This window comes from Rhodococcus sp. RCBS9 (genome assembly GCF_029457415.1).
GTDB lineage: Bacteria > Actinomycetota > Actinomycetes > Mycobacteriales > Mycobacteriaceae > Rhodococcus_F > Rhodococcus_F qingshengii.
The window spans coordinates 1,184,373-1,208,038 of sequence record NZ_CP120422.1 but is presented as its reverse complement, the minus strand read 5'-3'; the positions used below and the strand labels follow the sequence as shown (position 1 = coordinate 1,208,038).

Annotated in this window: 19 protein-coding genes and 1 riboswitch; of the genes, 5 read left to right on the top strand and 14 right to left on the bottom strand. The window is 62.5% G+C overall.

The annotated features are described in order from the left end of the window. The first annotated feature begins 83 nt into the window (after positions 1-83). Positions 84-2,507: an ATP-dependent Clp protease ATP-binding subunit gene (locus P0M12_RS05695; protein WP_058037788.1), complete on the top strand. Its 2,424-nt coding sequence runs from the start codon at positions 84-86 to the stop codon at positions 2,505-2,507. 52 nt (positions 2,508-2,559) lie between these two features. Here the strand turns inward: P0M12_RS05695 and P0M12_RS05690 are convergent, their stop codons facing one another. The 5 genes from P0M12_RS05690 to P0M12_RS05670 form a co-directional block, all read right to left on the bottom strand. After that, entirely contained in the window at positions 2,560-4,452 is a 1,893-nt protein-coding gene (locus tag P0M12_RS05690) for an FAD/NAD(P)-binding protein (protein ID WP_256670049.1), read from the bottom strand. A 176-nt stretch (positions 4,453-4,628) separates the two neighbouring features. Beyond that, positions 4,629-5,819, bottom strand: a complete 1,191-nt coding sequence (gene fahA / locus P0M12_RS05685) for a fumarylacetoacetase (RefSeq protein WP_003940530.1) — start codon at positions 5,817-5,819, stop codon at positions 4,629-4,631. After that, a complete protein-coding gene (locus P0M12_RS05680) occupies positions 5,816-6,685 on the bottom strand; it encodes a hypothetical protein (RefSeq protein ID WP_210377633.1) in 870 nt (289 codons plus the stop codon). Before P0M12_RS05680 ends, fahA begins: the two co-directional genes overlap by 4 nt. Further along, the gene (locus P0M12_RS05675) at positions 6,682-7,881 is read right to left on the bottom strand and encodes a homogentisate 1,2-dioxygenase (protein WP_030535304.1); all 1,200 of its coding nucleotides are present in this window, start codon (positions 7,879-7,881) and stop codon (positions 6,682-6,684) included. The genes P0M12_RS05680 and P0M12_RS05675 overlap by 4 nt, the downstream gene beginning before the upstream one ends. A 107-nt stretch (positions 7,882-7,988) precedes the next feature. Beyond that, entirely contained in the window at positions 7,989-8,540 is a 552-nt protein-coding gene (locus P0M12_RS05670; RefSeq protein ID WP_064073953.1) for a MarR family transcriptional regulator, read from the bottom strand. Positions 8,541-8,644: 104 nt separating this feature from the next. On the opposite strand from P0M12_RS05670, the gene P0M12_RS05665 reads away from it, so the two are divergent. Both P0M12_RS05665 and P0M12_RS05660 read left to right on the top strand, forming a co-directional pair. Further along, a complete protein-coding gene (locus P0M12_RS05665) occupies positions 8,645-9,259 on the top strand; it encodes a TetR/AcrR family transcriptional regulator (RefSeq protein ID WP_064073954.1) in 615 nt (204 codons plus the stop codon). Positions 9,260-9,433: 174 nt separating this feature from the next. Further along, positions 9,434-11,032 carry an ABC transporter substrate-binding protein gene (locus tag P0M12_RS05660; RefSeq protein WP_063315878.1) on the top strand — a complete coding sequence of 533 codons (1,599 nt, stop codon included), beginning with the start codon at positions 9,434-9,436 and terminating at the stop codon, positions 11,030-11,032. Positions 11,033-11,090: 58 nt separating this feature from the next. Here P0M12_RS05660 and metE read toward each other — a convergent pair whose 3' ends face one another. The 7 genes from metE to P0M12_RS05625 all read right to left on the bottom strand — a co-directional run bounded on the left by metE (position 11,091) and on the right by P0M12_RS05625 (position 18,972). Next, on the bottom strand, positions 11,091-13,355 hold the full coding sequence (gene metE, locus P0M12_RS05655) for a 5-methyltetrahydropteroyltriglutamate--homocysteine S-methyltransferase (RefSeq protein ID WP_158170084.1): 2,265 nt from the start codon (positions 13,353-13,355) through the stop codon (positions 11,091-11,093). A 158-nt stretch (positions 13,356-13,513) separates the two neighbouring features. Then, positions 13,514-13,715: riboswitch (cobalamin riboswitch) on the bottom strand. A 105-nt stretch (positions 13,716-13,820) separates the two neighbouring features. Next, a complete protein-coding gene (locus P0M12_RS05650) occupies positions 13,821-14,258 on the bottom strand; it encodes a helix-turn-helix transcriptional regulator (protein WP_003940179.1) in 438 nt (145 codons plus the stop codon). Between the two features lie 219 nt (positions 14,259-14,477). Continuing rightward, positions 14,478-15,107, bottom strand: a complete 630-nt coding sequence (locus tag P0M12_RS05645; protein WP_003940330.1) for a response regulator transcription factor — start codon at positions 15,105-15,107, stop codon at positions 14,478-14,480. Further along, entirely contained in the window at positions 15,104-16,228 is a 1,125-nt protein-coding gene (locus tag P0M12_RS05640; protein WP_054831249.1) for a histidine kinase, read from the bottom strand. The genes P0M12_RS05645 and P0M12_RS05640 overlap by 4 nt, the downstream gene beginning before the upstream one ends. Then, positions 16,229-17,023 (bottom strand): ABC transporter permease, encoded by a 795-nt coding sequence (locus P0M12_RS05635; RefSeq protein ID WP_019745005.1) that lies wholly within the window; start codon positions 17,021-17,023, stop codon positions 16,229-16,231. After that, positions 17,023-17,979: an ABC transporter ATP-binding protein gene (locus tag P0M12_RS05630; protein ID WP_003940598.1), complete on the bottom strand. Its 957-nt coding sequence runs from the start codon at positions 17,977-17,979 to the stop codon at positions 17,023-17,025. Before P0M12_RS05630 ends, P0M12_RS05635 begins: the two co-directional genes overlap by 1 nt. Before the next feature lie 45 nt (positions 17,980-18,024). After that, entirely contained in the window at positions 18,025-18,972 is a 948-nt protein-coding gene (locus P0M12_RS05625) for an EamA family transporter (protein WP_003940332.1), read from the bottom strand. Positions 18,973-19,040: 68 nt separating this feature from the next. Here P0M12_RS05625 and P0M12_RS05620 point away from each other — a divergent pair, with 68 nt between their 5' ends. Then, positions 19,041-19,586 carry a CGNR zinc finger domain-containing protein gene (locus tag P0M12_RS05620; RefSeq protein ID WP_003939872.1) on the top strand — a complete coding sequence of 182 codons (546 nt, stop codon included), beginning with the start codon at positions 19,041-19,043 and terminating at the stop codon, positions 19,584-19,586. A 113-nt stretch (positions 19,587-19,699) separates the two neighbouring features. Further along, positions 19,700-20,998 (top strand): NtaA/DmoA family FMN-dependent monooxygenase, encoded by a 1,299-nt coding sequence (locus P0M12_RS05615; RefSeq protein WP_050654749.1) that lies wholly within the window; start codon positions 19,700-19,702, stop codon positions 20,996-20,998. Here the strand turns inward: P0M12_RS05615 and P0M12_RS05610 are convergent. Together P0M12_RS05610 and pruA are read right to left on the bottom strand one after the other, a co-directional pair. After that, positions 20,995-21,960, bottom strand: a complete 966-nt coding sequence (locus P0M12_RS05610) for a proline dehydrogenase family protein (protein WP_030535313.1) — start codon at positions 21,958-21,960, stop codon at positions 20,995-20,997. The genes P0M12_RS05615 and P0M12_RS05610 overlap by 4 nt on opposite strands. Further along, the gene (gene pruA / locus P0M12_RS05605) at positions 21,960-23,621 is read right to left on the bottom strand and encodes an L-glutamate gamma-semialdehyde dehydrogenase (protein WP_054188899.1); all 1,662 of its coding nucleotides are present in this window, start codon (positions 23,619-23,621) and stop codon (positions 21,960-21,962) included. Before pruA ends, P0M12_RS05610 begins: the two co-directional genes overlap by 1 nt. Between the last annotated feature and the right edge of the window lie 45 nt (positions 23,622-23,666).

The following is a 23,666-nucleotide window of genomic DNA, read 5'->3' as shown; positions in this document are numbered from 1 at the left end:
AATCTGAGCCCGCGGGAATTGATCGAGCCCCATGCACGTTAATTGAGTCAGTAACGCTCAACTTTCTGCAAGGAGGCTTCGGAATGCCAGCATTCTTCGGGCCCGAGGGTCCCGGTCGCATCGATATTTCCCGGCTCATGAGCAGGGCCACCCAGCAACTCATGGCTGACGCTGCACGTGTAGCGGCTGCTCGCGGTGATTCGGATCTCGATGCACTGCACGTTCTCCGCGTCATGGCGGAGCAGGATCCGGTCCGCACGCTCATGCAGCGCGCCGGAGCCGACCCGAAATCCGTGGTCGACGCCGTCGACCTGCGGCTGCCACAAGGCCGTGAGCAGGGGGGCTACTCTGCTCCTGCGCTCAGCAGTGCCGTGAAAACCGCTCTACTCGAGGCTCATCAACTGGCCCGAGCCCTGGGATCGACGTACATCGACCCCGAACATCTCTTCATCGCCCTGGCCGGTGACCCCGATCATGTTCCGGGTCGTCTGCTCGCTTCGGCCGGCATCACGCCGGAGAAGCTGCAGGCAGCGGTTCAGAATCCCGCAGCCGGTCCAGTCGAAGACGAGTCCACCACACCGACGCTCGACAAGTACGGCATCGATCTCACCGATCGCGCCCGCAACGGCGGCGTCGATCCGGTGATCGGCCGCGCCGACGAGATCGAACAGACCATCGAGATCCTCTCCCGCCGCACCAAGAACAACCCGGTCCTGGTGGGTGAGGCCGGCGTCGGCAAGACTGCCATCGTCGAAGGACTGGCCCAGCGCATCGTCGACGGGGATGTCCCGGAATCGTTGGTGGGCAAGAAGATCGTCCAGCTCGAACTCTCGAGCATGGTCTCGGGTACCCGTTACCGCGGTGACTTCGAGGAACGGCTGACCAAGGTGATCGACGAGATCACCGCACACAAGGACGAGCTGATCGTCTTCATCGACGAGATGCACACCATCGCTGGTGCCGGAGGCGGCGCAGACGGTGCGATGGACGCCGGAAACATCCTCAAGCCCAAGCTCGCTCGCGGTGAACTGCACATCGTCGGCGCCACCACGCTCGACGAATACCGTAAGAACATCGAGAAGGATCCCGCGCTCGAGCGGCGCTTCCAGCCCGTACAGGTCGGAGAGCCGTCGATCGAGGACGCGATCGCCATCTTGAGCGGCCTGCGCAGTCGGTACGAGGATCACCACAAGGTCCATTACACCGACGAGGCGATCACCGCTGCGGTAGAGCTGTCGGCACGTTACATCGGCGACAGGTTCTTGCCGGACAAGGCAATCGACCTGATCGACCAGGCCGGCGCCAGGCTTCGCTTGAAGACGGCCACGGTAGACACCGCTGCGCTGCAGCAGCGTCTCGAGCAGCTCGAGAGCGACAAGGAAAAAGCCGTCGCCGACGAGTTGTACGAGAAGGCGTCGACCCTGCGTGACGAGATCAACGGCGTCGCAAAGCGTCTCGAGAAGGCAGGATCCTCGGTTCCTTCCGAGGAAACGCCGGACGTGACCGCTGAACAAATCGCCGAAGTTGTCGCTCGCGCAACGGGTATTCCGGCAAGCCAGATGACTCAGGCAGAGAAAGATCGCCTGCGCCGTCTGGAAGAGGAACTGCACGGTCGTGTCATCGGGCAAGATGACGCCGTTCGCGCAATCGCGCGTGCCGTGCGTCGTAGCCGGACCGGTATGAGCGATCCGGATCGTCCCGTCGGTAGCTTCCTGTTCCTCGGACCCACTGGCGTCGGCAAGACGGAGCTCGCAAAAGCTCTGGCTGCCACACTCTTCGGAGACGAGAACAAGATGCTGCGCTTCGACATGAGTGAGTTCGGTGAGAGGCACACGGTCAGCCGATTGGTCGGTGCTCCTCCCGGATACGTCGGCTACGGCGAGGCCGGACAGCTCACGGAACAGGTGCGTCGTAACCCGTACTCGGTGATCCTGCTCGACGAGATCGAGAAGGCACACCCGGACGTGTTCAACACCTTGCTCCAGGTGCTCGACGACGGGCGTCTGACCGACGGTCAGGGTCGGACGGTGGACTTCAAGAACACCGTCGTGATCATGACCAGCAACCTCGGCTCGGACATCATCTCGAGCAAGTCCGGTGGACTCGGCTTCACCACAGGCGATGCAGAGTCGGCGGAGAAGCCACTGCGCGACCGCGTAATGGCCAGGTTGCGCGAATCGATGCGGCCGGAGTTCCTCAACCGTATCGACGAGATCGTGATCTTCCGCAAGCTCGACACCGAGCAACTGCACCGGATTACTGATCTGCTGCTCGACGACAGCCGGAAGCGGCTGCAGTCCAAGGGCATCGAGATCGAGTTCACTGCCGACGCAGTGGACTGGATTGCCGAGCACGGGCATCAACCCGAGTTCGGGGCTCGCCCGTTGCGTCGTTCGATTCAGCGTGTGGTCGACGACAAGATCGCCGACATGCTGCTCGACGATCTCCTCGAAGAGGGCGGCAGTATCACCGTCGCGGTTGACGAGGGTGAGTTGGTGTTCAGCTAGGAGGGGCACAGCCCCCGTGAGCGGTTAGGGAGTCTCTGGACTCCCTAACCGCTCACAGGCGCGCAGCGCCCAAAATCTCCGCCGCCAGGGCGTCGTTGTGCCGGAAAAACCCCGCATTGGTACGGGGACGAGGGAAAGCCGCCGACCAGTTGTGGCCTGCAACCCACGGCCCGGCCGCGAAGCGGCGAGGATGAGCTGTGTTGTTCCGGTCGAGAATTCGTGAAGTACCGTCGACGGCGAGCTTCGCCGAACTGTCCACGGTCGCACGAAGTTCGACTGCCTCGCCCCGACCGTGAAGCGTCCGCAGGAGCAAGTCACCGCTCGCGCTGATGGAAGCAACCGGCAAGCGTGCTTCGACGAGGGTGTTCGCGGCCACGATGTCGGTGTGCGACGCACTGCGCGCGACAAAGATCCCAGCCCCCGTTGCCGGGTCGATCTCGGTGGAGAACACCGAATCCGGCCCGAGGAACTGGACGATGCCCGCCTCGTTGAGGGCGACCAACTGTTCCAAACGCTCGGGCGGCGGACCACTGGCGATGAAGCTGAAGAACGAATGAAGCCAACCCTCGACGTCCTTGGCGACGGATTCGGCCGGGATTCTGCCGCGCCGCAACAATTCTCCGACGGTCATGTACGTCGACAGCAGCGCTGAGAAGACAGCCGCGTCGGCGCTGAAATACGGGTCCGACCTCCGCGCGACATCTGCCGAGATGTATTCGGTGATCCGGGACTGGACCTCGGCAAGCCCGTCGTAGCGCTCACCGCCGAGTGGGCGGTTCAGCCGCTCGAGATCGATACGGTCTTCCGGCTTCGGGACTGCGTTCTCGACCAGTTCATGCAATCGAGGCGATCCCCAGGCCAGCGAGGCGAATTCGGCGTCGAACTCCTCCCAGGTGCCCACTGTCCGATCCGGGTGAGATGCGAACAGCTCGTGATAGTGGGCGCCTGCCAGTTCTTTCGACGCCAAGGGCCAGATGTCGTTTCGGAAATCCAACGGTCCGTCACCGGGAACGAGATCAGCGGTGAAGAACCGCGGTAGCGGTGGCCGTGCGTCAGCGATCGAGTACGAAATCTTGGAGTGATACGGCACTCCGCGACGAGATCCGGCATACAACAGGGGTTCCCGACCCGAGGGAGCGTAAGTGAGGACGCCGTCTTCACCGCGTTCGAAGTTGCCGCCACGGCTCTCGGCGAGGAGAACCATCCAGTCGATGAAAGCCAGCCCGAGTCCGGCGATCAGAACCGGTTCGCCTTCGGGAATGACATCGGCGTCGAGGTCGGCAGTGTAGCCCGGACCCACATACGTCAACCCGTGATCGGACGCGAAGCTGGTCAGCGCGGTTTCACGTGGGGCAGGCAACGCATCGGGGTGCCCTTGTGCGAGAAGGACGGTCGTCGCGTCGATGACAGCTCCGTCGTCCAGATGAACCGTCTGTGTCTCGCCGACGTTCACGATGTCGACCACGGATCGTCGATGAACTCGAACGTCGACGTGCGCTGGCGCGGAGTCGACTGCAGTCTCGAACACCCAGTTCAGGTATCGGCTCTGCAGTGACCTCGATGCAAACGACGACGGGGTGATCGTCGGAACTTCTGCTGCGATTTCTGGGAATTCGGCAAGCTCAGCCGAGCGCTCGGCGACCCATTCCGCGAGGGTCGGACCCGGCAGCACCGGGCCGATCACGGCGGTGGTCTCGTCGGTGAACATCGTGACGTCCGCGGTTGTCGAATTCATCCACAGAAGCGGCGCCTGGCTGCCTCGCCAAATACGGCCGGCGCCTGCCGGATACGGGTCGACAACGTGAATGTCGATCGGTGTGGGATCGGCGTTCACCGATTCGTGAGCGAGGATCCGCTCGAGTACGCCGGTCCCGCGGGGTCCACCACCCACGATCACGATGACAGCTGCTGTCCCCACTGAGGTACGGGGTCGATCGCCTGGCACGAGTCCTCCATCGGACCTGGCAGAAAGCACCCGCACCTCAGCAGAGGGGGTTGCTGCGACGTCACGGAGCCAGGACTCTCGATCGCTCTGGATGGTTAGTCCAGCTTATCTTCGGAGAATTGTGAGGCAAGGAATTCCGGACATCAGATCAGCGTGAATCAAAATGTTGTCAATCACTATCTTTCGGTTTGCGTTGCAGGCAGGATCCGAGCGTGAACATCCCCGAAGCCGATTCGTGATCCGCCGACGCCGGGAGCGGTGGCTGAGATGGCGATGGTGTCGCCGTCTTCGAGAAAGGTACGGGTCTCGGAGCCCACAGCTACGGGTTCCTTGCCGCCCCACGTCAGCTCGATGAAGGCGCCGCGCTGATCTTTGTCCGGTCCGGAAATGGTTCCGGACGCGAAGAGATCGCCGGTGCTTGCTGCTGCGCCGTTGATGGTGGTGTGCGCGAGCATCTGCGCAGGCGACCAGTACATCTGGGCGTAGGGCGGCCGGGAGACGACGTGACCGTTCCATTCGACGGCCAGGTCGATGTCCAGCCCCCACTTCTCTTCACCACGCAGATAGGAAAGCGGTTCGGGATCCTGCACCGGAGTGTCGATTCGGGCTGCTTCGAGAGCGAGCAAGGGTACGACCCACGGTGAGATGGAGGTCGCGAAACTCTTCCCCAGGTTCGGACCGAGGGGCACGTACTCCCACGCCTGGATGTCTCGGGCAGACCAGTCGTTCACGACCACGGCGCCGAAGACGTACTCGGCAAATTCGTCCGGGGTGATGGAATCGCCCATCTTCGAGGGAGTTCCGACGATGAACCCCATCTCGGCTTCGATGTCGAGGCGCCGGGACGGTCCGAAGTCCGGGCTTTCCTGATCGGGTGCCTTCCGCTGTCCGCAGGGACGAACGATGTCGGTGCCGGAGACGACGATGGTGCTCGAGCGTCCGTGGTATCCGACGGGAAGGTGCTTCCAGTTCGGCATCAAGGGGGCGGCGTCGGGGCGGAACAGGCGTCCGAGGTTGGTTGCGTGATTCTCCGACGCGTAGAAATCCACGTAGTCGGCCACTGCGATCGGCAAATGCATTGTCACCGAATCAACGGAAAACACTGCATTCGAGTCTATTTCGCTAGTCACGAGCTCCGTGATCCGGTTTCGCACCGATACCCACTGATCTCGTCCCTGAGCCATGAACGCGTTCAGAGTCGGTTCGGAGAAGACGGAATCACCCAGTGTCGCTGCGAGATCGACCACCGATTCGGCGACGCGCACACCGACACGCGGTAACCCTCCCGCGGGGGAGAAGACCCCGTACGGCAGATTGTCGAGACCGAACAGTGAGTCGGCGGGAATGTCGATGGTCGTGACAGTCATACGAGAGTTCCTTCGGTTTTGTCGGAGCGGACGATCAACCCGAGGCCTTCCAGCTCGGTCAGAGGGTCCGAGATGCTGCAGGTACCGAACGAGAGGAATCGGCGACGCACCTCGCCGGCCTCGTCCTCGGTGAGGTCGGACAGGGCTTGCGCGATCGATTTTCCATCGCGCTGAGACAGTGCAGCAACAATTTCCGAACGATCGGCGCCCCGCCTCGCCGCGTCGACGGCCACCATGATGTTGAGGAAGCCGTGTTGCTCGAAGCCTGTTTCCGGATCGGTGTTGCGCACGCCGTGGTGCAGTCCCGCAGTCGCCTTGAACGGGATATTCGCTCGGACAACGGATATCACCGCATCGGCGAGCTCTTCCTCGTTCGGGTACGCCTCGGCGACAATCCCGCCGGTGCGAAACTTTGCGGAATGCCCGGCAGTTTCGAGAGCTGCCAGATAGCCCGCGCGCCGATCACCTCGAGGCACCTCGACAAAAATGTCGACGTCGGGATGAGCGGCATGGACACGAGCGATTTCCTCGAAGGCCGCATCGGCGTCCAACCCGTCAGGAATTCCCACCTCGACGGCGGCGACGTGAACACCAGGGATGGCGAGCGCGTTCGAGAGTGCGGCCGCCGTATCGGATGGGCCGGCCGGCACGGTCAGGCTCAGCGTCACCGGGCTGTCCGCTGAAACGTACGCAGCCAGTTCGCTCAGTCGCGGCGCGGGAAAAACGAAAGGCCCGACCAGTGCGTCGTAATCCGCCTGCAGGTAGGCGGCGTGGGCCGGAACTGCCTCGGCGAGAGGAGCATTGCCGGGTGGGAAGAGTGCTGCGTCGTCGCACAGGCCGCGCAGGAGTGGGGAGATGATCGTCATTGCCTAGGCCCCCGCCCTGCCCAGCTCCAGGCGTACGCTTCGTCCTCGCAGGCAAGGGCTCCCTCACCCAATTCGAGGGGCCGGAACGTATCGACCATCACGGCGAGCTCGTCGAAGAACTCGGCGCCGATGCTCCGCTCGTAGGCGCCGGGTTGTGGTCCGTGGGCGTGGCCGCCGGGATGAATCGATATCGACCCCTGACCGATGCCGGAACCCTTGCGCGCCTCGTAGTCACCGCCGCAGTAGAACATGATCTCGTCCGAGTCGACGTTCGAGTGGTAGTACGGCACCGGGATCGACAGGGGGTGGTAGTCGACCTTGCGCGGAACGAAGTTGCAGATCACGAAGTTGTTCCCCTCGAACGCCTGGTGCGCCGGCGGCGGTTGGTGAACACGGCCCGTGATCGGCTCGTAGTCGGAGATGTTGAAGGTGTACGGGTACAGGCAGCCGTCCCAGCCGACGACATCGAAAGGGTGCGTGGGATAAACCATTCGGGTGCCGACGATGCCCGCCGACGTTCGGTGCTTGACCAGTACCTCGACGTCGGTTCCTTCGGCGATCATGGGCGCGATCGGTCCGTGCAGGTCTCGTTCACAGAACGGTGCGTTCTCGAGCAGCTGGCCGAAGCGGGACAGATAGCGCTTGGGTGGGACGATGTGACTGTTCGCCTCGATGGCGTAGGCACGAAGTGGCTTGTCACCCTTGGGGATCCATCGATGCGTTGTGGACATCGGGATCAGGACGTAGTCACCTTCACTGGCCTCGAGTGCGCCGAAGACGGTCTCGACGGTCGCCTCGCCAGATTCGATGTAGACCATCTCGTCGCCGATTGCGTTGCGATACAGGGGAGATGGCGCTGCCGCAACGACGTAGGACAATCGCACGTCGGCATTTCCGAGGATGAGACGACGGCCGGTTACCACGTCGGTCTCGTTCCAGGTGCTTTCGGGAAACAGCGTGTGGAGTTTCAGATGGCGCGGTTTGAGGGGATGGTTGGGGGTTGTGCTCTGATCGCGCAGTTCCCAGACCGTTGCGTCGACGATGGCCGACGGGATCTCGCGGTGGTACAGCAACGAAGAATCCGAGGAGAAACCTTCCTCTCCCATCAGTTCTTCGTAGTAGAGGTTGCCGGACTCGTCACGGTGTTGGGTGTGACGCTTCGGTGGGATGTTGCCGAGTTGTCGATAGAACGCCATGACGGGGCTCCTTCTGTGCTGTTCTGCCTGGCTCACCCACCAGATAGTAAACACATTAACTAAAATGATGTGATGAGCGCAACCCTCCAAGGGGGTTCGGGTCTATGTCAGTTACGTCCGCGTACGTCGAACTGGCTGCGGTTGGTGATCAGTTTGTCCAGGAGCATGACAAGAATTCGCTGTTCGGCCTCGCTCAGGACGCTTACCCAGGCGTGTTCGCGTTCGTTCTGCTCGCGAAAGGCTTCGACCATGGCTTCTCGGCCCTTGTCGGTCAGGTACAGCTGGACGGAACGGCCGTCGTTCTCGGTGGGCCGACGATCGATCAATCCGTCTGCCAGCAGCGACTTGGACAGATTGGAGACCGCTGCCCTACTCATGCCGGTGAGCTCGGCGGCAGCCTTCGGCTCGATCGGACCGGCCAGCCAGGTGACGAACAACAGCCTGAAGGAGGACCATGACCAGCCGCGAGGGCGGTGGATCGACGACTCGAGATCGTAGGTGACCACGTTGGAAGCCCGATTGAGTGTCAGTAGTACCTCGGTGGCCAGCTGGTCGCGAAAGCCGTGTTCGGTGGCCAGTCGCTTGTTGGCCAGTTCGATGAACGACCAGAAGTTCAGCGCGCCGACGGTTGGCTGGTCATCGGTTGTCCGGTCAGTCATGGACTAACCCTAGCGCGATCTGCAGTTGATTAATCCGTGTATTAGATCTCGGGGTTACGATGAAACTTCGCAACCCGGCACTGCGGTCAGGATTCTGAACTATCGTGACGCGCGTGACTGCGCGCAGCGACGAGTTTCCCTTGGACGTCGACCTCATGTCGGTGGGGCAACTCGAGCGGAGAGGACGACTGACCACGGCGGTGGTCGAGATGCTGGCCGAGATGCCGTCGGATCGAATCCAGATGAAAGACGTCTCGGAGCGTTCAGGCGTCGCACTCGGAACGCTGTATCGCTACTTTCCGACCAAACAGCAACTTCTGGCTGCGGCGATGACGGCGTGGAGCGGTCTCGAATCGGTCCGTCGTCCTGAGAAGTTGCGGGCAGACGGTGGTGAGAACAACGCGTACGAGCGGGTTCTGGCACTTCATCGCCGCGAGATGAAGGCATTCGAGCGTAGGCCCCACTTCGCTCGGTTGGAGATCGAACTCCATTCGTCCTCGGATCAGTTCGTGATCGAGTCGTTGGATCTGCGCGCAGCGGCACATCGGAGAATGCTGTTCGAGTTGATGGACGGCGTCCCGGCCGAGACGGCGAGGGTTGCGGCCGTGGCAATAGGCGGCACGATGCTGACGGCCCTTGCGCTGTGGACCAGTGGCCGGATCGGATTCGCAGAGGCCCAGCGGAACGTCGAAGACGTCATCGGACTGGTAATTCGCTGAACGGTTGCAACCTAGAATTCAGTTCTTGTTTCTGCTGTCATGAACGCGAATTATCGCTTCGGCTTTGTGAAAACGAAGACGCAGGACGAGACCTTACCTAGAATTCACTTACAAATATGTCGGGGTGTCCGATCCAGGGATCGACGTATCCGTGAACTGTGAAAGTGAGTCGCAATGAAGCGCTCGTACCGAGTCCGCGCTCGAATCTGGATGGTTGTCCTGGCGTCGGCGACGCTGGTGGTGACGGGGTGCGCCGGTAGCAGCCAAGGTACGACCACGGATGCATCGGACGTGACGGTCGGAGTTGTCGGTGACCAGAACAACGGGGGAGAGCCGCGATCGGGTGGCACCGTGTCGTTTGCCACCTACAACGGGATCAGCAGTCTCGATCCGGCTGACCGTCAGGACGGCGGCGCTACCGGTGGTAGCGAAATGGCAGCCATCTACGACCTTCTCATGCGCTTCGATACGTCGGCGGGCGAGTATGTTCCCCACTTGGCTCAGTCGTTGTCGGCCAACGGCGACAACACGGTGTGGACACTGAAATTGCGCGACGGCGTCACCTTCAGCGACGGCACTCCGATGGACAGTGCGGCAGTCCTGTGGAGCATCGATCACTATCTGCAGAAGAAGGGAACTCACGCGCTGGTGTGGAAGACCGCTGTGCGCGAGACGAATTCACCGGATCCGAGTACGGTCGTCTTTACATTGGCGCAGCCGTGGGACGAGTTCCCGATCATGTTCACCACCGGTCCCGGCATGATCGTCGCGCCCTCGTCGATGGCTACCGGCACGTTCACCCCGATCGGGGCAGGCCCGTTCACCGTCGAGAAGTTCGCCTCCCAGGACGAATTGGTGCTCGCTGCCCGTCCGACGTACTGGGACGGGGCGCCGTACCTCGAGAAGTTGCGCTTTCCGGCAATCGTCAACGAGAAGAGCAAACTGGAAGGATTGCACACCGACGGAATCCAGGTTGCCTATCTGAAGTCTCCCGACTTCATTCACGAGGCTTTCGAAGCCGGTGATCCCGGATTTGTGTACTCGGCCAGCATGGCCGGAGTTCTGGCAATCAATCAGCGCGACGATCGGGCAGCGAAGGACGAGCGCGTGCGTAAGGCGATTGTCGCTGCGGTGGACCCGAATACGTTCAACGAGCGAGTTCAGGGCGGCTTCGGCGAACCCGGCACCGACATGTTCGCGTCGTGGTCGCAGTGGCACGGATCGGTGGCCGGGAACGGCTTCGACCCCGAGGCGGCCAAGAAGTATCTCGCCGAGGCGAAGGCGGACGGTTACGACGGAAAACTGACGTACGTCGGGATGAACGATCCGGCGACGCAGCGCAGCGCACTGACGTTTCAGTCGCTCTTGCAGGCAGTGGGTTTCACGGTCGACATCACCTACGCAACCAGCATCAACGATCTGATTTCCATGCTGTACGCAAAGCATGACTACGACGTGTCCTACTTCGCGTTTAACGTGCTGGAAGAGTCACCGTTCGTGCGTATGTACGGCAACCTGTTCAGCGAATCGCCGTCGAACATCCTCGGTTACAAGAACGCTCGGATGGACGAGTTGCTCGGCAAGCTGCAAACAGCGTCGGGCGAGGATGAGCGGCGAGCCGTCATCGACGATATTCAGACCGTGGTCAACGAGACGGCGCCGATGGCCGTGGTCAACTCCGGCAAGGTCTTCATCCCGTGGCGCGAGAACGTCCACGGAGTGACCCCGAGTGCGGACGGGATTCTGCTCTTCGGCAACACGTGGTTGAGCTGACCCCCGTGCGCCTTTTTGGTAGTGCCCACTACCAAAAAGGCGCACCGGGGCTTTGCCCCTATAGCTCCGCTCGTACCAACTTCGCGGCTTCGACGAGGTTACGCAGTGACGCCTCGACCTCGACGGAACCGCGGGTCTTCAAACCGCAGTCCGGGTTGACCCACAACCGCTCGACAGGAACAGCTTTGAGTGCCTCACGCAGGGATTCGGCAATCTCGTCGACGCTCGGCACCCGCGGCGAGTGGATGTCGTAGACACCCGGGCCGACGCCGAGATCGAACCCGACCGAACTGAGATCGTCGAGGACCTCCATGTGTGAGCGCGCCGCCTCGATGGACGTGACGTCCGCGTCGAGGCCGGCGATGGCGCCGATCACCGCTCCGAACTCGGAGTAGCACAGGTGCGTGTGGATCGCGGTGGAATCCGCGACGCCCGAGGTAGCCAACCGGAAGGCGCCGACCGACCAGTCCAGGTAGGCACGCCGATCCTCGGCGCGCAGTGGGAGTAGTTCTCGTAGAGCCGGTTCGTCAACCTGGATGATTCCGATTCCGGCGGCCTGCAGGTCGACGGTCTCGTCTCGAATGGCCAGTGCGACTTGATTTGCCGAGTCGGCGAGGGGTTGGTCGTCGCGGACGAACGACCAGGCCAGAATGGTGACGGGTCCGGTGAGCATGCCCTTGACCGGCTTGTCGGTCAGGGACTGCGCGTACGTGATCCAGTCGACGGTCATCTGTTTCGGGCGGGAGACGTCGCCGTACAGAATCGGCGGACGCACGCAGCGGGTGCCGTACGACTGGACCCAACCGTTGGCGGTGGCGAAGAATCCGTCCAACTGCTCCGCGAAGTACTGGACCATGTCGTTGCGTTCCGGCTCACCGTGAACAAGAACGTCCAGGTCCAGCTTTTCCTGGAGCGCAACAACTTCGGCAATTTCGGCGCGCATACGGTTGACGTACTCGGCTTCGTCGATCTCGCCCTTGCGCAGTGCTGCGCGAGCGATGCGGATCTTCGAGGTTTGCGGGTACGAACCGATGGTCGTCGTGGGCAGCGGCGGCAGAGAAAGCAGTTCGTCCTGGGCAGCGCGACGTTCGGCGGCGGGCGCGCGACCGGTCGCCGAGTTCAGCACCGCGTCCAGACGGCCTCGAACACTCGCATCATTGAGTCTGCGATCGTCCTTGCGGGTCGACGCGGCCGCTCGTGCCAGAGCGAACTCGTCATCCACCGACTCTCGGCCCTGTGTGAGAGCGGTTGCGAGAGTTACTACTTCCTTGACCTTCTCGGTGCCGAACGCGAGCCACGAGCGCAGGGCCTTGTCGACATCGGCCTCTGCGTCGAGAGTGTACGGAACATGCAGCAGGGAGCACGATGTGGAGACGGCAAGAGTATCCACGCTGCCCAACAGAGCACCCAACGTGCTCAGTGCCGAATCCAGATCCGACCGCCAGATGTTTCGTCCGTCGACCACGCCGGCGACGACCAGTTTGCGGGCGAGTTCGGGGACGGAGCCGATCGAATCCTGACCGGCCACCAGGTCGACGGCAAATCCTTCGACGCCGGTGGACGCAAGCGCGGGCAGCGCCTCACGCAGCGAACCGAAGTACGACGCCAACAGGATCGACGGCCGCTCGGACAGCGCTGAAAGCTGTTCGTACGCAGCGCGTGCCGCTTCGATTTCCTCGTCGGTGCGATCGCCCACGAGGGCCGGTTCGTCGAGCTGAACCCAGCTCGCACCGGCCTTCGCGAGCCGACCGAGTAGATCCGCGTAGAGGGGGAGTAGTTCTTCGAGTCGCGAGAGCAGCGGCTCGTCAGTGCCGACAGCCTTCGAGAGCAGCAGGAAGGTGACCGGTCCGATGACGACCGGGCGGGCTGCAATGCCGTCGGAAAGTGCTTCTGCCAGTTCGGACAAGACCTTGGACGGGTCGAGTGCGAACGTGGTGGACGGCGAGATCTCCGGCACCAGGTAGTGGTAGTTGGTGTCGAACCACTTCGTCATTTCGAGCGGCGCGATGGTGTCCGTCCCACGGGCAGCGGCAAAGTAGCGGTCCAACGGATCGGCGACCGACGCGACGCGGTCGGGCAGCGCGCCGAGAAGAACTGCGGTGTCGAGCATCTGGTCGTAGAAGGAGAAGGTATTGACCGGGACGGAGTCGAGGCCCAGGTCACGGAGGTCGGCCAAGCCCTGCCGACGGAGGTCACGGGCGACAGCCTGCAGGGCGTCGGCGTCGATGCGCCCTGCCCAGTAGCTTTCGGTTGCCCGCTTGAGTTCTCGATGAGGACCGATGCGCGGTGAGCCCAGCACGGTCGAAGTGAATGTTGTTGTCACGGAGTTTCTCCAGATTGCCAATGCACTGATGGCCACTGCCGGCAGACGGGTATACCTCACGAGACCCCGAGTTTCAGCGGGCAGCACTGCCCGCACCGCACGCGAGGTCCGATGGAGATCTACACGCCCATTCCACGAGGCGGTGGACCGTCGGGCACGGCGTGCCCGACACAGTCGGCAGGTCTTCGGACTCGCGGGCACTCGATCGAGTTGGATCGAACCTACTGGCCGTCGCTTCCCAGGCGGATGCCCAGTGCACATGAACGGCGGTCGTTCCTGCTTACCGCTGCGGGACAGTCCCGGATTTTCACCGGGTTCCCTCTCACCCCGACAGCTTGCGCTGACGGAGCTTCGACGCCGGGACCGGTCTTCGGGGCTCCTCATGACCGTGCCGGGCGAACCAGCTGCATCGACCAGCATAAGGCCAACCCTCCCTGAGCAGTCAAGGAGAGTCGGCGAAGGGCGCTATGCGCGTGACATGTAGGAATTCGAGTCCGGTGGTACGCGCGGAAGATTTTCGGAGGAACGTAGATTCTCCGCCATTTCGACAAGCAGATCCTGTGAAGACGGTGAGAGGTCGACGACACGGGAGGTGAGGTTCCGCAGGCGCACGTTGTGCAGCTGTTCGAGGAGGGAGAGGTCTGCCTCGCCACCTGAGATCGCGGGCGGAGTGTGATCGGACGGGGCGTAGAAGTAGTCCGGATGGACCTTGAAGAAGTGGGCGAGGGCGGCAACCACTTCGGGTGACGGATTGGTTCGGACGCCGGTGCGCAGTTGCGACAGGTACGGCGTCGAGATACGGCAGCCGAACTCGGTCATGCCGCGAACGACCATCGCGTTGGTGACGTGAAAGTCGGCAGTCTCGAACAGCGAGTTCAAGCGATCGTTGAACTGGTTCGACATGAGACGTCCCTTCCCCCGCTACGCACAGGCTCCGTCGGTTCAATTAACTGCATCATAGCCAGGTATCGAACGATTAGCTGTTTCGGATTCTCGCGAAGCGGTCGTTTGCAGGGAAAATCCCTAGGGTAGAAGGTCCCTACTTTGAGTGATCTGGACAAATCGCCATCACGAATCGAACGGCGAACTATTTGCCGGGGAAGGCTATTCCAGACGCGCGGATCAGAGCCAGCCGTTCGACTCGGCGATTCTGACGGCTTCCGCGCGCGTCGACGCACCCGTCTTACCCATCGCGGATGACAGATGATTTCGAACTGTCCCGGCAGACAGGAAGAGCGCCCCTGCGATGGCTGCCACGGGTGCGCCGTCGTGAGCGGCGCGCAGTACTTGGGTCTCACGCTCCGTCAGGGGCGACTCGCCGCTGACGAGGCTGTCGGCCGCAAGGGTGGGATCGACGACGCGCAGTCCGGCGTGGACACGCCTGACCGCGTCGGCAAGCTGCCTGGCGGGGGTGTCCTTGACGACGAACCCGCCGGCCCCGGCGTGCAGCGCTTTACGAAGAAATCCGGGACGGCCGAACGTGGTGACGATCAGAACCCGGGTGTCGGGTGCTGCCTCGCGAAGGGCCGCCGTCGCGGCGATTCCGTCCATGCCGGGCATCTCGACGTCCAGAAGCGCGACGTCCGGGCGGTGTTCGAGAACGGCGGACACCACCTCGTCGCCGCGACCGACCTCGGCCACCACGGACAGGTCGGATTCCAGATCGAGCAGCGCGGCCAAAGCTCCTCGCACGAGCGCCTGATCGTCCGCCAAGAGCAGCCGTATGGTTGCTCGATCGCCCTGGCTGTTCACTCTGTCTCCTGTTCGACTACCTGAAGTGCAAACCCCTGCGGCTGGGGATGAGTGATGATCACTCGTGCGCCCGACGCTCCGGCGCGCTCGCGCAATCCGATCAGACCGTTTCCGGAAGACGTCGACTCGGCCCCTCGTCCGTCGTCGACGACCGACGCACTATTTTCGTCGACCGTGATCCGGCAGTGGGTCGCACCGCTGTGTCGAACGACGTTGGTGACGCCCTCACGGATCGTCCATGCAAAGAGTTCCCGAAGACGCGTGGGAACCATGTCGGTACTGCTCGGCACCTCGTCCTCGATACCAGCCGCACGCAATGCCTCTCGCGCTCGGGCTATCTCGACGGGAAGAGAAATCCCACGAAATCCTTCGACGGCCGAGCGCACGTCTGCCAACGCGTCACGCGAAAGTCTTTCGAGGTCGTCGAGTTCGTTGCGCGCACGTTCGATATCGACATCGAGTAGGCGATTGGCCAGTTCGGCTTTGATCGTGATGACGGTCAGCGAGTGCCCGAGGATGTCGTGCAGATCGCGCGCCATCCTCGTTCGCTCCTCCATGATTGCCCGCTGCTCCTGCTCTTCGCGTTCATGGAGTATGGCGAAGTTGCGGCTGATCAGGGACATGATTCCCCAGGTCGCGAACGCGGCCGCGCAGACTCCGAGTGAGAGTCCGGAGTAGTTTCCCCATCCGGACGAGAGGCTGACTATCTCCACGGAGGCCGCGAACACCAAAGCGAGAATGCCGCCGGCGACGGTCGGCAACAGCGTCACCGCTGTCACCGCGAGGTACGGTGCTGCTGCCAAACCTGTCGGCCCGACGCTCACGATCATCACAGCGGCCAACGCGGTCAAGGCGGACAGAGCCAGTGCAGCTTCGCGAATCGTCGGCCGAGTCATCGTCATTCGACGCCGCTGCTGCGTTGTGGCGAAGGTGTAGAGGTAGAGGGCACTGAAGGCGATCGTCGCGAGAATCCCTGTCCAGCCGCGCAGTTCGTCGCGTAGATTCCATCCCTCGATCAGCGGCCCGCCGAGAAATACCATCCAGACCGCCGCGAAGAGAACGCCGAAACGATTCCGCCGCGGGAGCGCGACGGAATCTTCTCGGTCAGTCGTTTGCGACAACTACACACGCTCCGTATCTCGTTGGAACCGCCAGATCGCTCCGCCGGCGAAGATGGCGAACCACACCAGGATATTGACGATCCAGGTCCAGTGAATGCTATTGCCCGTCAACGGTGCGTGGGCGAGGGCGTTGATGCCGAACATCGGGGTGAACTGTGCGATGGTCGCCCATACGGAACCGTCGGTGAGTGGTACGAAGAGTCCGCCGCCGAATGCGAGCAGAGCCAGTCCCGGTCCGAGCAACTGCATGACGTTCTCACTGGGGAGTAGGTACCCCATGAACAGGCCGAAGGCCGCGAAGATCGACGATCCCAGCCAGGCGATCAATGCCGTTGTGAACCAGAGTGATCCGTCCATCTGCGCCGAGGTGAACGCGCCGACGACGTAGACCACGAGAATCGAGACGAGACCGAGCAGCATCGCCATGATCAGTTTGACGGCGATGTAGGCGACCGGGGTCAGGGGAGTCAGCCGAAGTTGTCGGCTCCACCCGGACGCTCGTTCGATCGAGACCATCGCGCCGCCGCTGGTGGTGGCCAGCATCGCGCCGTACAGGGCCATGCTGATCATGATGTACGCGGCGACATTGCCGTGCCCGATCCCGTGGTCGTCGTCGCCTTGACCGAGACCGAAGACGAGGAAGAAGACAACCGGCATGACGAGCGTGAAGATCATCGTGCGCCGGTTGCGAGTCAGGCGACGAAATTCCAGTCGCAGTAGCGTCGTGTTGAATCCGCCGAGAGGTACGACGGTTCGCTCGGCTCCGTAGGTATTCGCTTCGGTTGCAGTGGTCATCACTTCTGTCCTTCGGAGTTGTTCGACGTGAGTGCGATGAATGCGTCTTCGAGGCCACGCGAGACGATTTCGAGATCGCGAGCCTGCGTATTGGTCAACAGGAACCGTGCAACGGCATCGGTGTCGCCCGAGTGCACGAGCAGCGACTCACCGCGCACCTCGACGGCGTCGGAGTTCGGTATGGCTCGCAGGAGTTCGTCGGTGATGCCTGGAACAGTCGCGCGCAGGGTGCGTCCGGACGCCATCGCCTTGACCTCGGCGGTGGTCCCGTCTGCGACCACGGTGCCTTGCCTGACCAGGATGATGCGGTCGGCGTAGACATCGGCCTCTTCGAGGTAGTGCGTCGCAAAAAGCACAGTGCGACCGTGATCTGCGTCGGCGCGGATGGCGGACCAAAAGTCCCGACGCCCTTCGACGTCCATGCCGGTGGTGGGCTCGTCGAGAATGAGCAATTGCGGGTTCGACAGCAACGCCATCGCAAATCGCAACCGCTGTTGTTGTCCGCCTGAGCATTTGCTGACCAGGCGATCGGAGATGTCGAGGATTCCGGCTCTCCCCAGCACTTCGTCGACCGGACGGGATTGGGAGTACAGGCTGGCGGTCAGCTGCACAGTCTCGGCAACCGTCAGCTCTTTCAGTAGTCCGCCGGTCTGCATGACTGCCGAGACGAGTCCGCGGGCAATCGCCGATCGAGGTGACATTCCGAAGACGCTCACCTCGCCTGACGTCGGCCGGGACAGGCCGAGGATCATGTCGATGGTTGTCGTCTTGCCTGCGCCGTTCGGGCCGAGGAACGCGACGATCTCGCCGGGGCGGATGCTCAGGTCGATACCTTTGACGGCGTCGACGGTTCCGAAACTCTTGCGAAGTCCGGTCAACCGGACGGCGTCGTGTGCCGATCCTTCAGTGAGTGTGTGCAGTGCCTGTGGTGAATGCCGTGCCTGTGTTGAGGTCATACATAGAATCTGCTCGCTTCGAGGTCGTGATCCCTCGTCCGTCCGTCATTCTTCTGCCATGACATTTGTCATCGGGTCGGCCGGTATCTGTTTCGGTGCAACCTGACCGAGGCGCGCGAGGACCAACCCCGCGATGATTGCTGCGCCACCTACAGCTTGGAGTGCGGTGACGGATTCCCCGACCAGGATCCACGCGGCGACGACCGCGCACAGCACTTCGGTCAGCGCTACCAGAGACCCGATTGTCGGCCCCAGCAGCGTGATCGCGGCGATGCCGGTGAGATAGGCAATGACAGTGCTGACCAGGACCAGGACCACCACCGGCAGCCACACGTTCACCGAATGGTCTGCCACGACGGCGTTCGAGGCCGAGAACTGGAGGGGGAGGACGCCTACGAGTCCGAGCGCGCCGATGACCACTGCACTGACCGTGAGCCCCGATGCCGCGAGAACAACAGGATGGAGATCACCGTCCGCACGTTCGGAAATGACGAAATAGACTGCAAGGCATGCCGCGGCGGCCAGTCCCCAGGCGACTCCGACGGCACTGATCTCTGCCGATCCGAAGACGTCGATCACCACGGCGGCGCCGATCAAGGCCACCGCCGCACCGAGAAGCGTCTGCACGCTCGGACGTGCGCCCTTGGTTATCCACACCCACCCGATGACGATGATCGGTGCAAGGTACTCGAGAAGCAATGCGACGCCGACCGAAAGATGTTGCACGGCATTGAAGAAGCACAGTTGAACGCCCGAGATCGCGAACACCCCGTACAGCAGTACCGTTCGCGTGTGGGTGCTCACCTGTCGTAGGCGAGGCCATTGGGTGGCTACGGCGATCACCATCATCACCAGTGCGCCGCCGGCAACGCGCGCGAACACTGCGCCGCCGGGGGACCACCCTGATTCGATGAGAGATTTCGCGAACGGGCCCGATACGCCGAACGTTGCCGCGGACAGCAGAGCGAAGATCAAGCCGTTGCGAGAGTTCACGTCGTCACCCGTCAGGAGTAAAAGCGATTACGATGCTGACATTAGGTTGATACGGCTCAGGAGTCAAAGTGCATTTTGCTGGTGACACGGAATCGGCGCTCGTCTTCGCCGCGTCGTTGGTCAACACGGCCCGCGGCGGGGCCGAACTGCTTCCGGATCAAGAGGAGCTGACACGGTTTCTCGACGCGGATCGCTGGACCGGCAGGCGGGACGGCACACCGGAGGAATTGACGGCGGTTCGTGCGCTGCGTCCACGACTGCGAAAGTTCTGGGAAGCCGCGGGAGTGGACGACGCCGTCGAGGTGGTGAACACACTGCTACTCGAATCGGGCGCGAGGCCGCGGCTCACCAGGCACGACGACCTCGGCTGGCACCTGCACGTCACCGCTGACGATTCGCCACTGGTGGACCGGATGGCCGCAGAAGCGGCGATGGGTGTGCTCGATCTGATCCGAACCGACGAATTCTCGAGGTTGCGATGGTGTGAGGCCCCGGACTGCGAAGCGGTCTTCGTGGATTTGTCGCGCAATCGTTCGAAGCGATACTGCGACACCGGAAACTGTGGGAACAGGGCGCACGTCGCCGCCTATCGTGCCCGTAAATCCGGGGCGTGACCAAGCGGCGTTCGGAGGGATAGAACCAGGCTGAGTGAATACCTTGTCGGGAGCCAGGATCGGTCTAGCGTTGTGAATTCGGAACAGATTTCGCGAAGCCAGGAGGATGGTCGGTGGCCGATCGTAGGCGTCCACTCAAGACGGTGACCGGTGTCAGCGGGGCGGTGAGTATCTACGACGCAGCGATCGATCCGACGACGTCGACGGTCGCGTCCGCGATCGACGTCGCAAAGACGGCCGAGGCGAACAAGATCGACGGACTGTTTGCCGCCGACCTGCTGAGTTTCGGCGCGCAGGGCGCGATCGGTGCGCAGGAGCCGTTGATCTTCCTTGCCGCGCTGAGTGCGGTCACCACCCATGTGGGGCTCATCGCCACCGTCACGACGACGTTTCATCACCCATTCAACCTGGCACGGTTGTTCGGCACCCTGGACCACGTCAGCAATGGTCGAGCCGCATGGAATGCCGTCACTTCCTCACTCGGAGAAGAGAACTACAGCGACCTGGACCTGCCGAGTCCGGAGGAGCGGTACGCCCGAGCGGCCGAATCGCTCGAGGTGGTCAACGCGCTCTTCGACAGCTGGAAGCCCGGCGCCTTGATCCGGGGAGAGGGCTCTGCGGTGCTGGATCCGTCGAGGGTGGTCCCCATCGAGCACCGAGGCAAGTACTTCACCGTACAGGGGCCGTTGAACATTCCATCCCTGCCGCAGCGTCGTCCGGTCCAATTCCAGGCAGGCCAATCTGCCGGGGGTATCGAACTGGGTGCTCGCTTCGCGGAGGTCGTATTCACTTCTCTCGCAACCTTCGAGGACGCGGTCACCTACACGAAGACGATCCGCGCCAGGGCGGCAGAGTTGGGGCGTGGGGACGAACTGCCACTGATTTTCAGCTCGTTCCACGCAACGTACGGCGCTACCGAAGCCGAAGTCGAACGATTGGTCAGAGAAGCCGAGGAATCGACGGACTTCGACGCCGGACGCACCAGGCTTGCCGATATGTTCGGCGGCGGCGTGGATTTCTCGGAATTGCCGCTGGATCGGCCGATCCCGGAGTCGTTGTTGCCGGACCCGTCGTCGGTGAATCGACGGCGGGGCCGGGTCGAGATCTTCGGCAAGCTCGCATCACAAGGAAAGACTCTGCGTGAGTTGATCATCGCGTCCAAGGACACCGGCCACTGGGCAGCGGCGGGCACCCCGGAACAGCTCGCGGACGCGATCGAGGAACGATACGACGCGGGCGTACTCGACGTCATCACGCTCGGTGACCTTGCGGATCCGCGTACACGCGATTTCGTCACGAACGGGCTGCTGCCGGAGCTGCGCAAGCGCGGAATCGTGGGATCCGACTACGTCGGCGATACCTTTCGCGAGAACCTCGAGTTGCCACCGCTGCCACCGGTTTCCGGTGTCTAGTTGTTGGAAGCGAGTGAGCGCATGAAGAACATGAGGTTGGCCGGTCTTTCCGCGAGGCGACGCATGAAGTAGCCGTACCACTGGCTGCCGTAGGGAACGTAGACCCGCAGGTGATTGCCTTCGGCTACCAATCTGCGTTGTTCGCCGTCGCGGATGCCGAAGAGCATCTGGAACTCGAAATCCGCGGCTGTCCGCTCGGTCAGTGTGGCGAGTCCGAGGGCGGCGTCGATCATGGTGGGATCGTGGGAGGCCACCATCGGGTATCCGTCACCTTCCATCAAGACCTTCAGGCAACGCACGTACGACGCGTCGACTTCGGCGGCCTTTTGGAACGCGACGCCGGCCGGTTCCTTGTATGCACCCTTGCACAGCCGAATTCGTGAACCTGATCCGGAGAAGTGCCGGCAGTCGGCCTCGGTGCGGTGTAGGTACGCCTGCAGGACCGTGCCGAGCGTCGGGAAGTCGCGGCGCAACTCTTCGACGATGGACAGTGTCGAGTCGGTGGTGGTGTGATCCTCCGCATCGACGGTGACCCACGCGCCCACTTCGTCTGCCGCTGTGACGATTCGGTGAGCGTTCGCCAGGGCGATCTTCTCGCCGTCACCGGGAAGTGACTGCCCCAACGCGGAGAGCTTGAGCGAAACCTCCAGGGAGTGTTGCGTCCCGGCAATCTCGGAAAGCGTTGCGTACGAGCGGAGAAGGGAGAGATAGGCGTCGACGGTAGCTGTTGCCTGAGCCGGATCGGTGGTGTCCTCGCCGAGGTAGTCGACCGTCACGAACCGGCCACTGGTGAGGATGTTGCGCACCGCTGACATCGCTGCGGGTTCCGCGTCCCCGGCGACGAACCTGTCTACAAGCTTGCGGGTCAAGGTCATCCCGGAGACTGTCTTCTCCAGTCGCGACGAGCGTGCCGCCGCGAGGAGTACCGGGCGCAGTGGGTTGCTCAGCGAGACGGCACTCATCAACGGTTCTCGCTCTCGGCTGGATCGACGTCCTGGTGGGGGTAACGATGATCGGTGGGAGGAACGAAGGTTTCCTTGACGGTGCGTGTCGACGCCCAACGGAGCAGATTCTGCGGCGAACCGGCCTTGTCGTTGGTACCGGAAGCCCGCGCACCTCCGAAGGGTTGTTGTCCGACTACCGCTCCCGTCGGCTTGTCGTTGACGTAGAAGTTTCCGGCGGCGAACCGCAGACCATGATGAGCTTGATCGACGGCCGCACGGTCGGTGGCGATCACGGCGCCGGTCAGGGCGTAAGCGGATCCGCTGTCGACGCGCGCGAGGATGTCGGCGTAGGCATTCGGTGCGGAGTCGTCGTAGACGTGAAGCGAAAGGATGGGACCGAAGTACTCGGTGCTGAAGGCTTCGTCGCTCGGGTCGTCACCGAGTAGGACCGTCGGTGAGATGAAGAATCCTTCACGGTCGTCGTAGTCGCCGCCTGCTGCGATGGTGAGGCTGCTGGTCGACTTGGCGCGGACGATCGCGGCGGCGTTTCGGTCGAACGAACGTTGGTCGATGACGGCGCCGCCGAAGTTCGTCAGGTCGGTGACGTCTCCGTACTTCAGCGACGACACAGTGTCGATGAACGTGTCGCCCATCTTGGCCCACACCGACTTCGGGATGAACGCCCGTGATGCGGCCGAACATTTCTGGCCCTGGTAGTCGAAGGCCCCGCGAATCAATGCCGTCGTGAGTACGTCCGGGTCAGCGGAACTGTGTGCGAGTACAAAATCCTTGCCGCCGGTTTCGCCGACGAGACGCGGATACGTCCGGTAGTTCGAGATGTTGGCTCCGACCTCACGCCACAAACGCTGGAACGTTGCGGTGGATCCGGTGAAGTGGATACCCGCCAGTCGGGGGTCGGCAAGCGCGACCTCGGACACCAAGGGGCCGTCGCCGAGAACAAGATTGATCACCCCGGGCGGGAGGCCGGCAGCTTCGAGTAGTTGCATTGTCAGGTACGCCGCGACGGCCTGCGTGGGTGACGGCTTCCAGATCACGGTGTTGCCCATCAGGGCCGGTGCTGTGGGGAGATTTCCGGCGATGGCGGTGAAATTGAAGGGAGTGATCGCGTAGACGAAACCTTCGAGTGGACGATATTCGACGCGATTCCACACTCCCGGAGCGGAAACGGGTTGGTCGGCGAGTATCTGACGTGCGAACGCGACGTTGAAACGCCAGAAGTCGATCAGTTCGCAGGGCGCGTCGATCTCGGCCTGGTATGCGGTCTTCGACTGGCCGAGCATTGTTGCGGCGGCGATGGTTTCGCGCCACGGGCCGGAAAGTAGATCGGCGGCGCGGAGGAAGACCGCAGCGCGGTCGTCGAACGAGAGGTCGCGCCAGGCCGGGGCGGCGAGTGCGGCGGCGTCGATGGCATCACGAACGTCCGAGTGGGTTGCGCCCGCATACGATCCGAGCACCGAACTGTGACGGTGTGGTTGAACAACGCTCTCTCGCTTACCTTCCGCAGTTCGGTGGATGCCGCCGATGACCTGCCTGATGTCGGTCGGCGATTCGGCCAGTTCGGTCAGTTTCGTACGGAGGCGCGATCGTTCCGGGCTTCCCGGCGCGTAATTGTTCACCGGTTCGTTGGCTGGGTGGGGGACATTGGTAACGGCGTCCATGACGATCCTTCGGCAGACTCAGGAGTGGGCAGTTGTCGTGTCGTG

Bases quoted from the DNA above. Each gene is read 5' to 3' on its own strand.
- P0M12_RS05650 (WP_003940179.1), bottom strand. From the start codon at position 14,258: ATGTCGAACCAGTTCAACGATCGCTTGAACTCGCTGTTCGAGACTGCC.
- P0M12_RS05630 (WP_003940598.1), bottom strand. From the start codon at position 17,979: ATGACCTCAACACAGGCACGGCATTCACCACAGGCACTGCACACACTC.
- P0M12_RS05695 (WP_058037788.1), top strand. From the start codon at position 84: ATGCCAGCATTCTTCGGGCCCGAGGGTCCCGGTCGCATCGATATTTCC.
- P0M12_RS05610 (WP_030535313.1), bottom strand. From the start codon at position 21,960: ATGAGTGCCGTCTCGCTGAGCAACCCACTGCGCCCGGTACTCCTCGCG.
- P0M12_RS05680 (WP_210377633.1), bottom strand. From the start codon at position 6,685: ATGACGATCATCTCCCCACTCCTGCGCGGCCTGTGCGACGACGCAGCA.
- P0M12_RS05660 (WP_063315878.1), top strand. From the start codon at position 9,434: ATGAAGCGCTCGTACCGAGTCCGCGCTCGAATCTGGATGGTTGTCCTG.
- P0M12_RS05675 (WP_030535304.1), bottom strand. From the start codon at position 7,881: ATGGCGTTCTATCGACAACTCGGCAACATCCCACCGAAGCGTCACACC.
- pruA (WP_054188899.1), bottom strand. From the start codon at position 23,621: ATGGACGCCGTTACCAATGTCCCCCACCCAGCCAACGAACCGGTGAAC.
- P0M12_RS05670 (WP_064073953.1), bottom strand. From the start codon at position 8,540: ATGACTGACCGGACAACCGATGACCAGCCAACCGTCGGCGCGCTGAAC.
- fahA (WP_003940530.1), bottom strand. From the start codon at position 5,819: ATGACTGTCACGACCATCGACATTCCCGCCGACTCACTGTTCGGTCTC.
- P0M12_RS05635 (WP_019745005.1), bottom strand. From the start codon at position 17,023: ATGACCACTGCAACCGAAGCGAATACCTACGGAGCCGAGCGAACCGTC.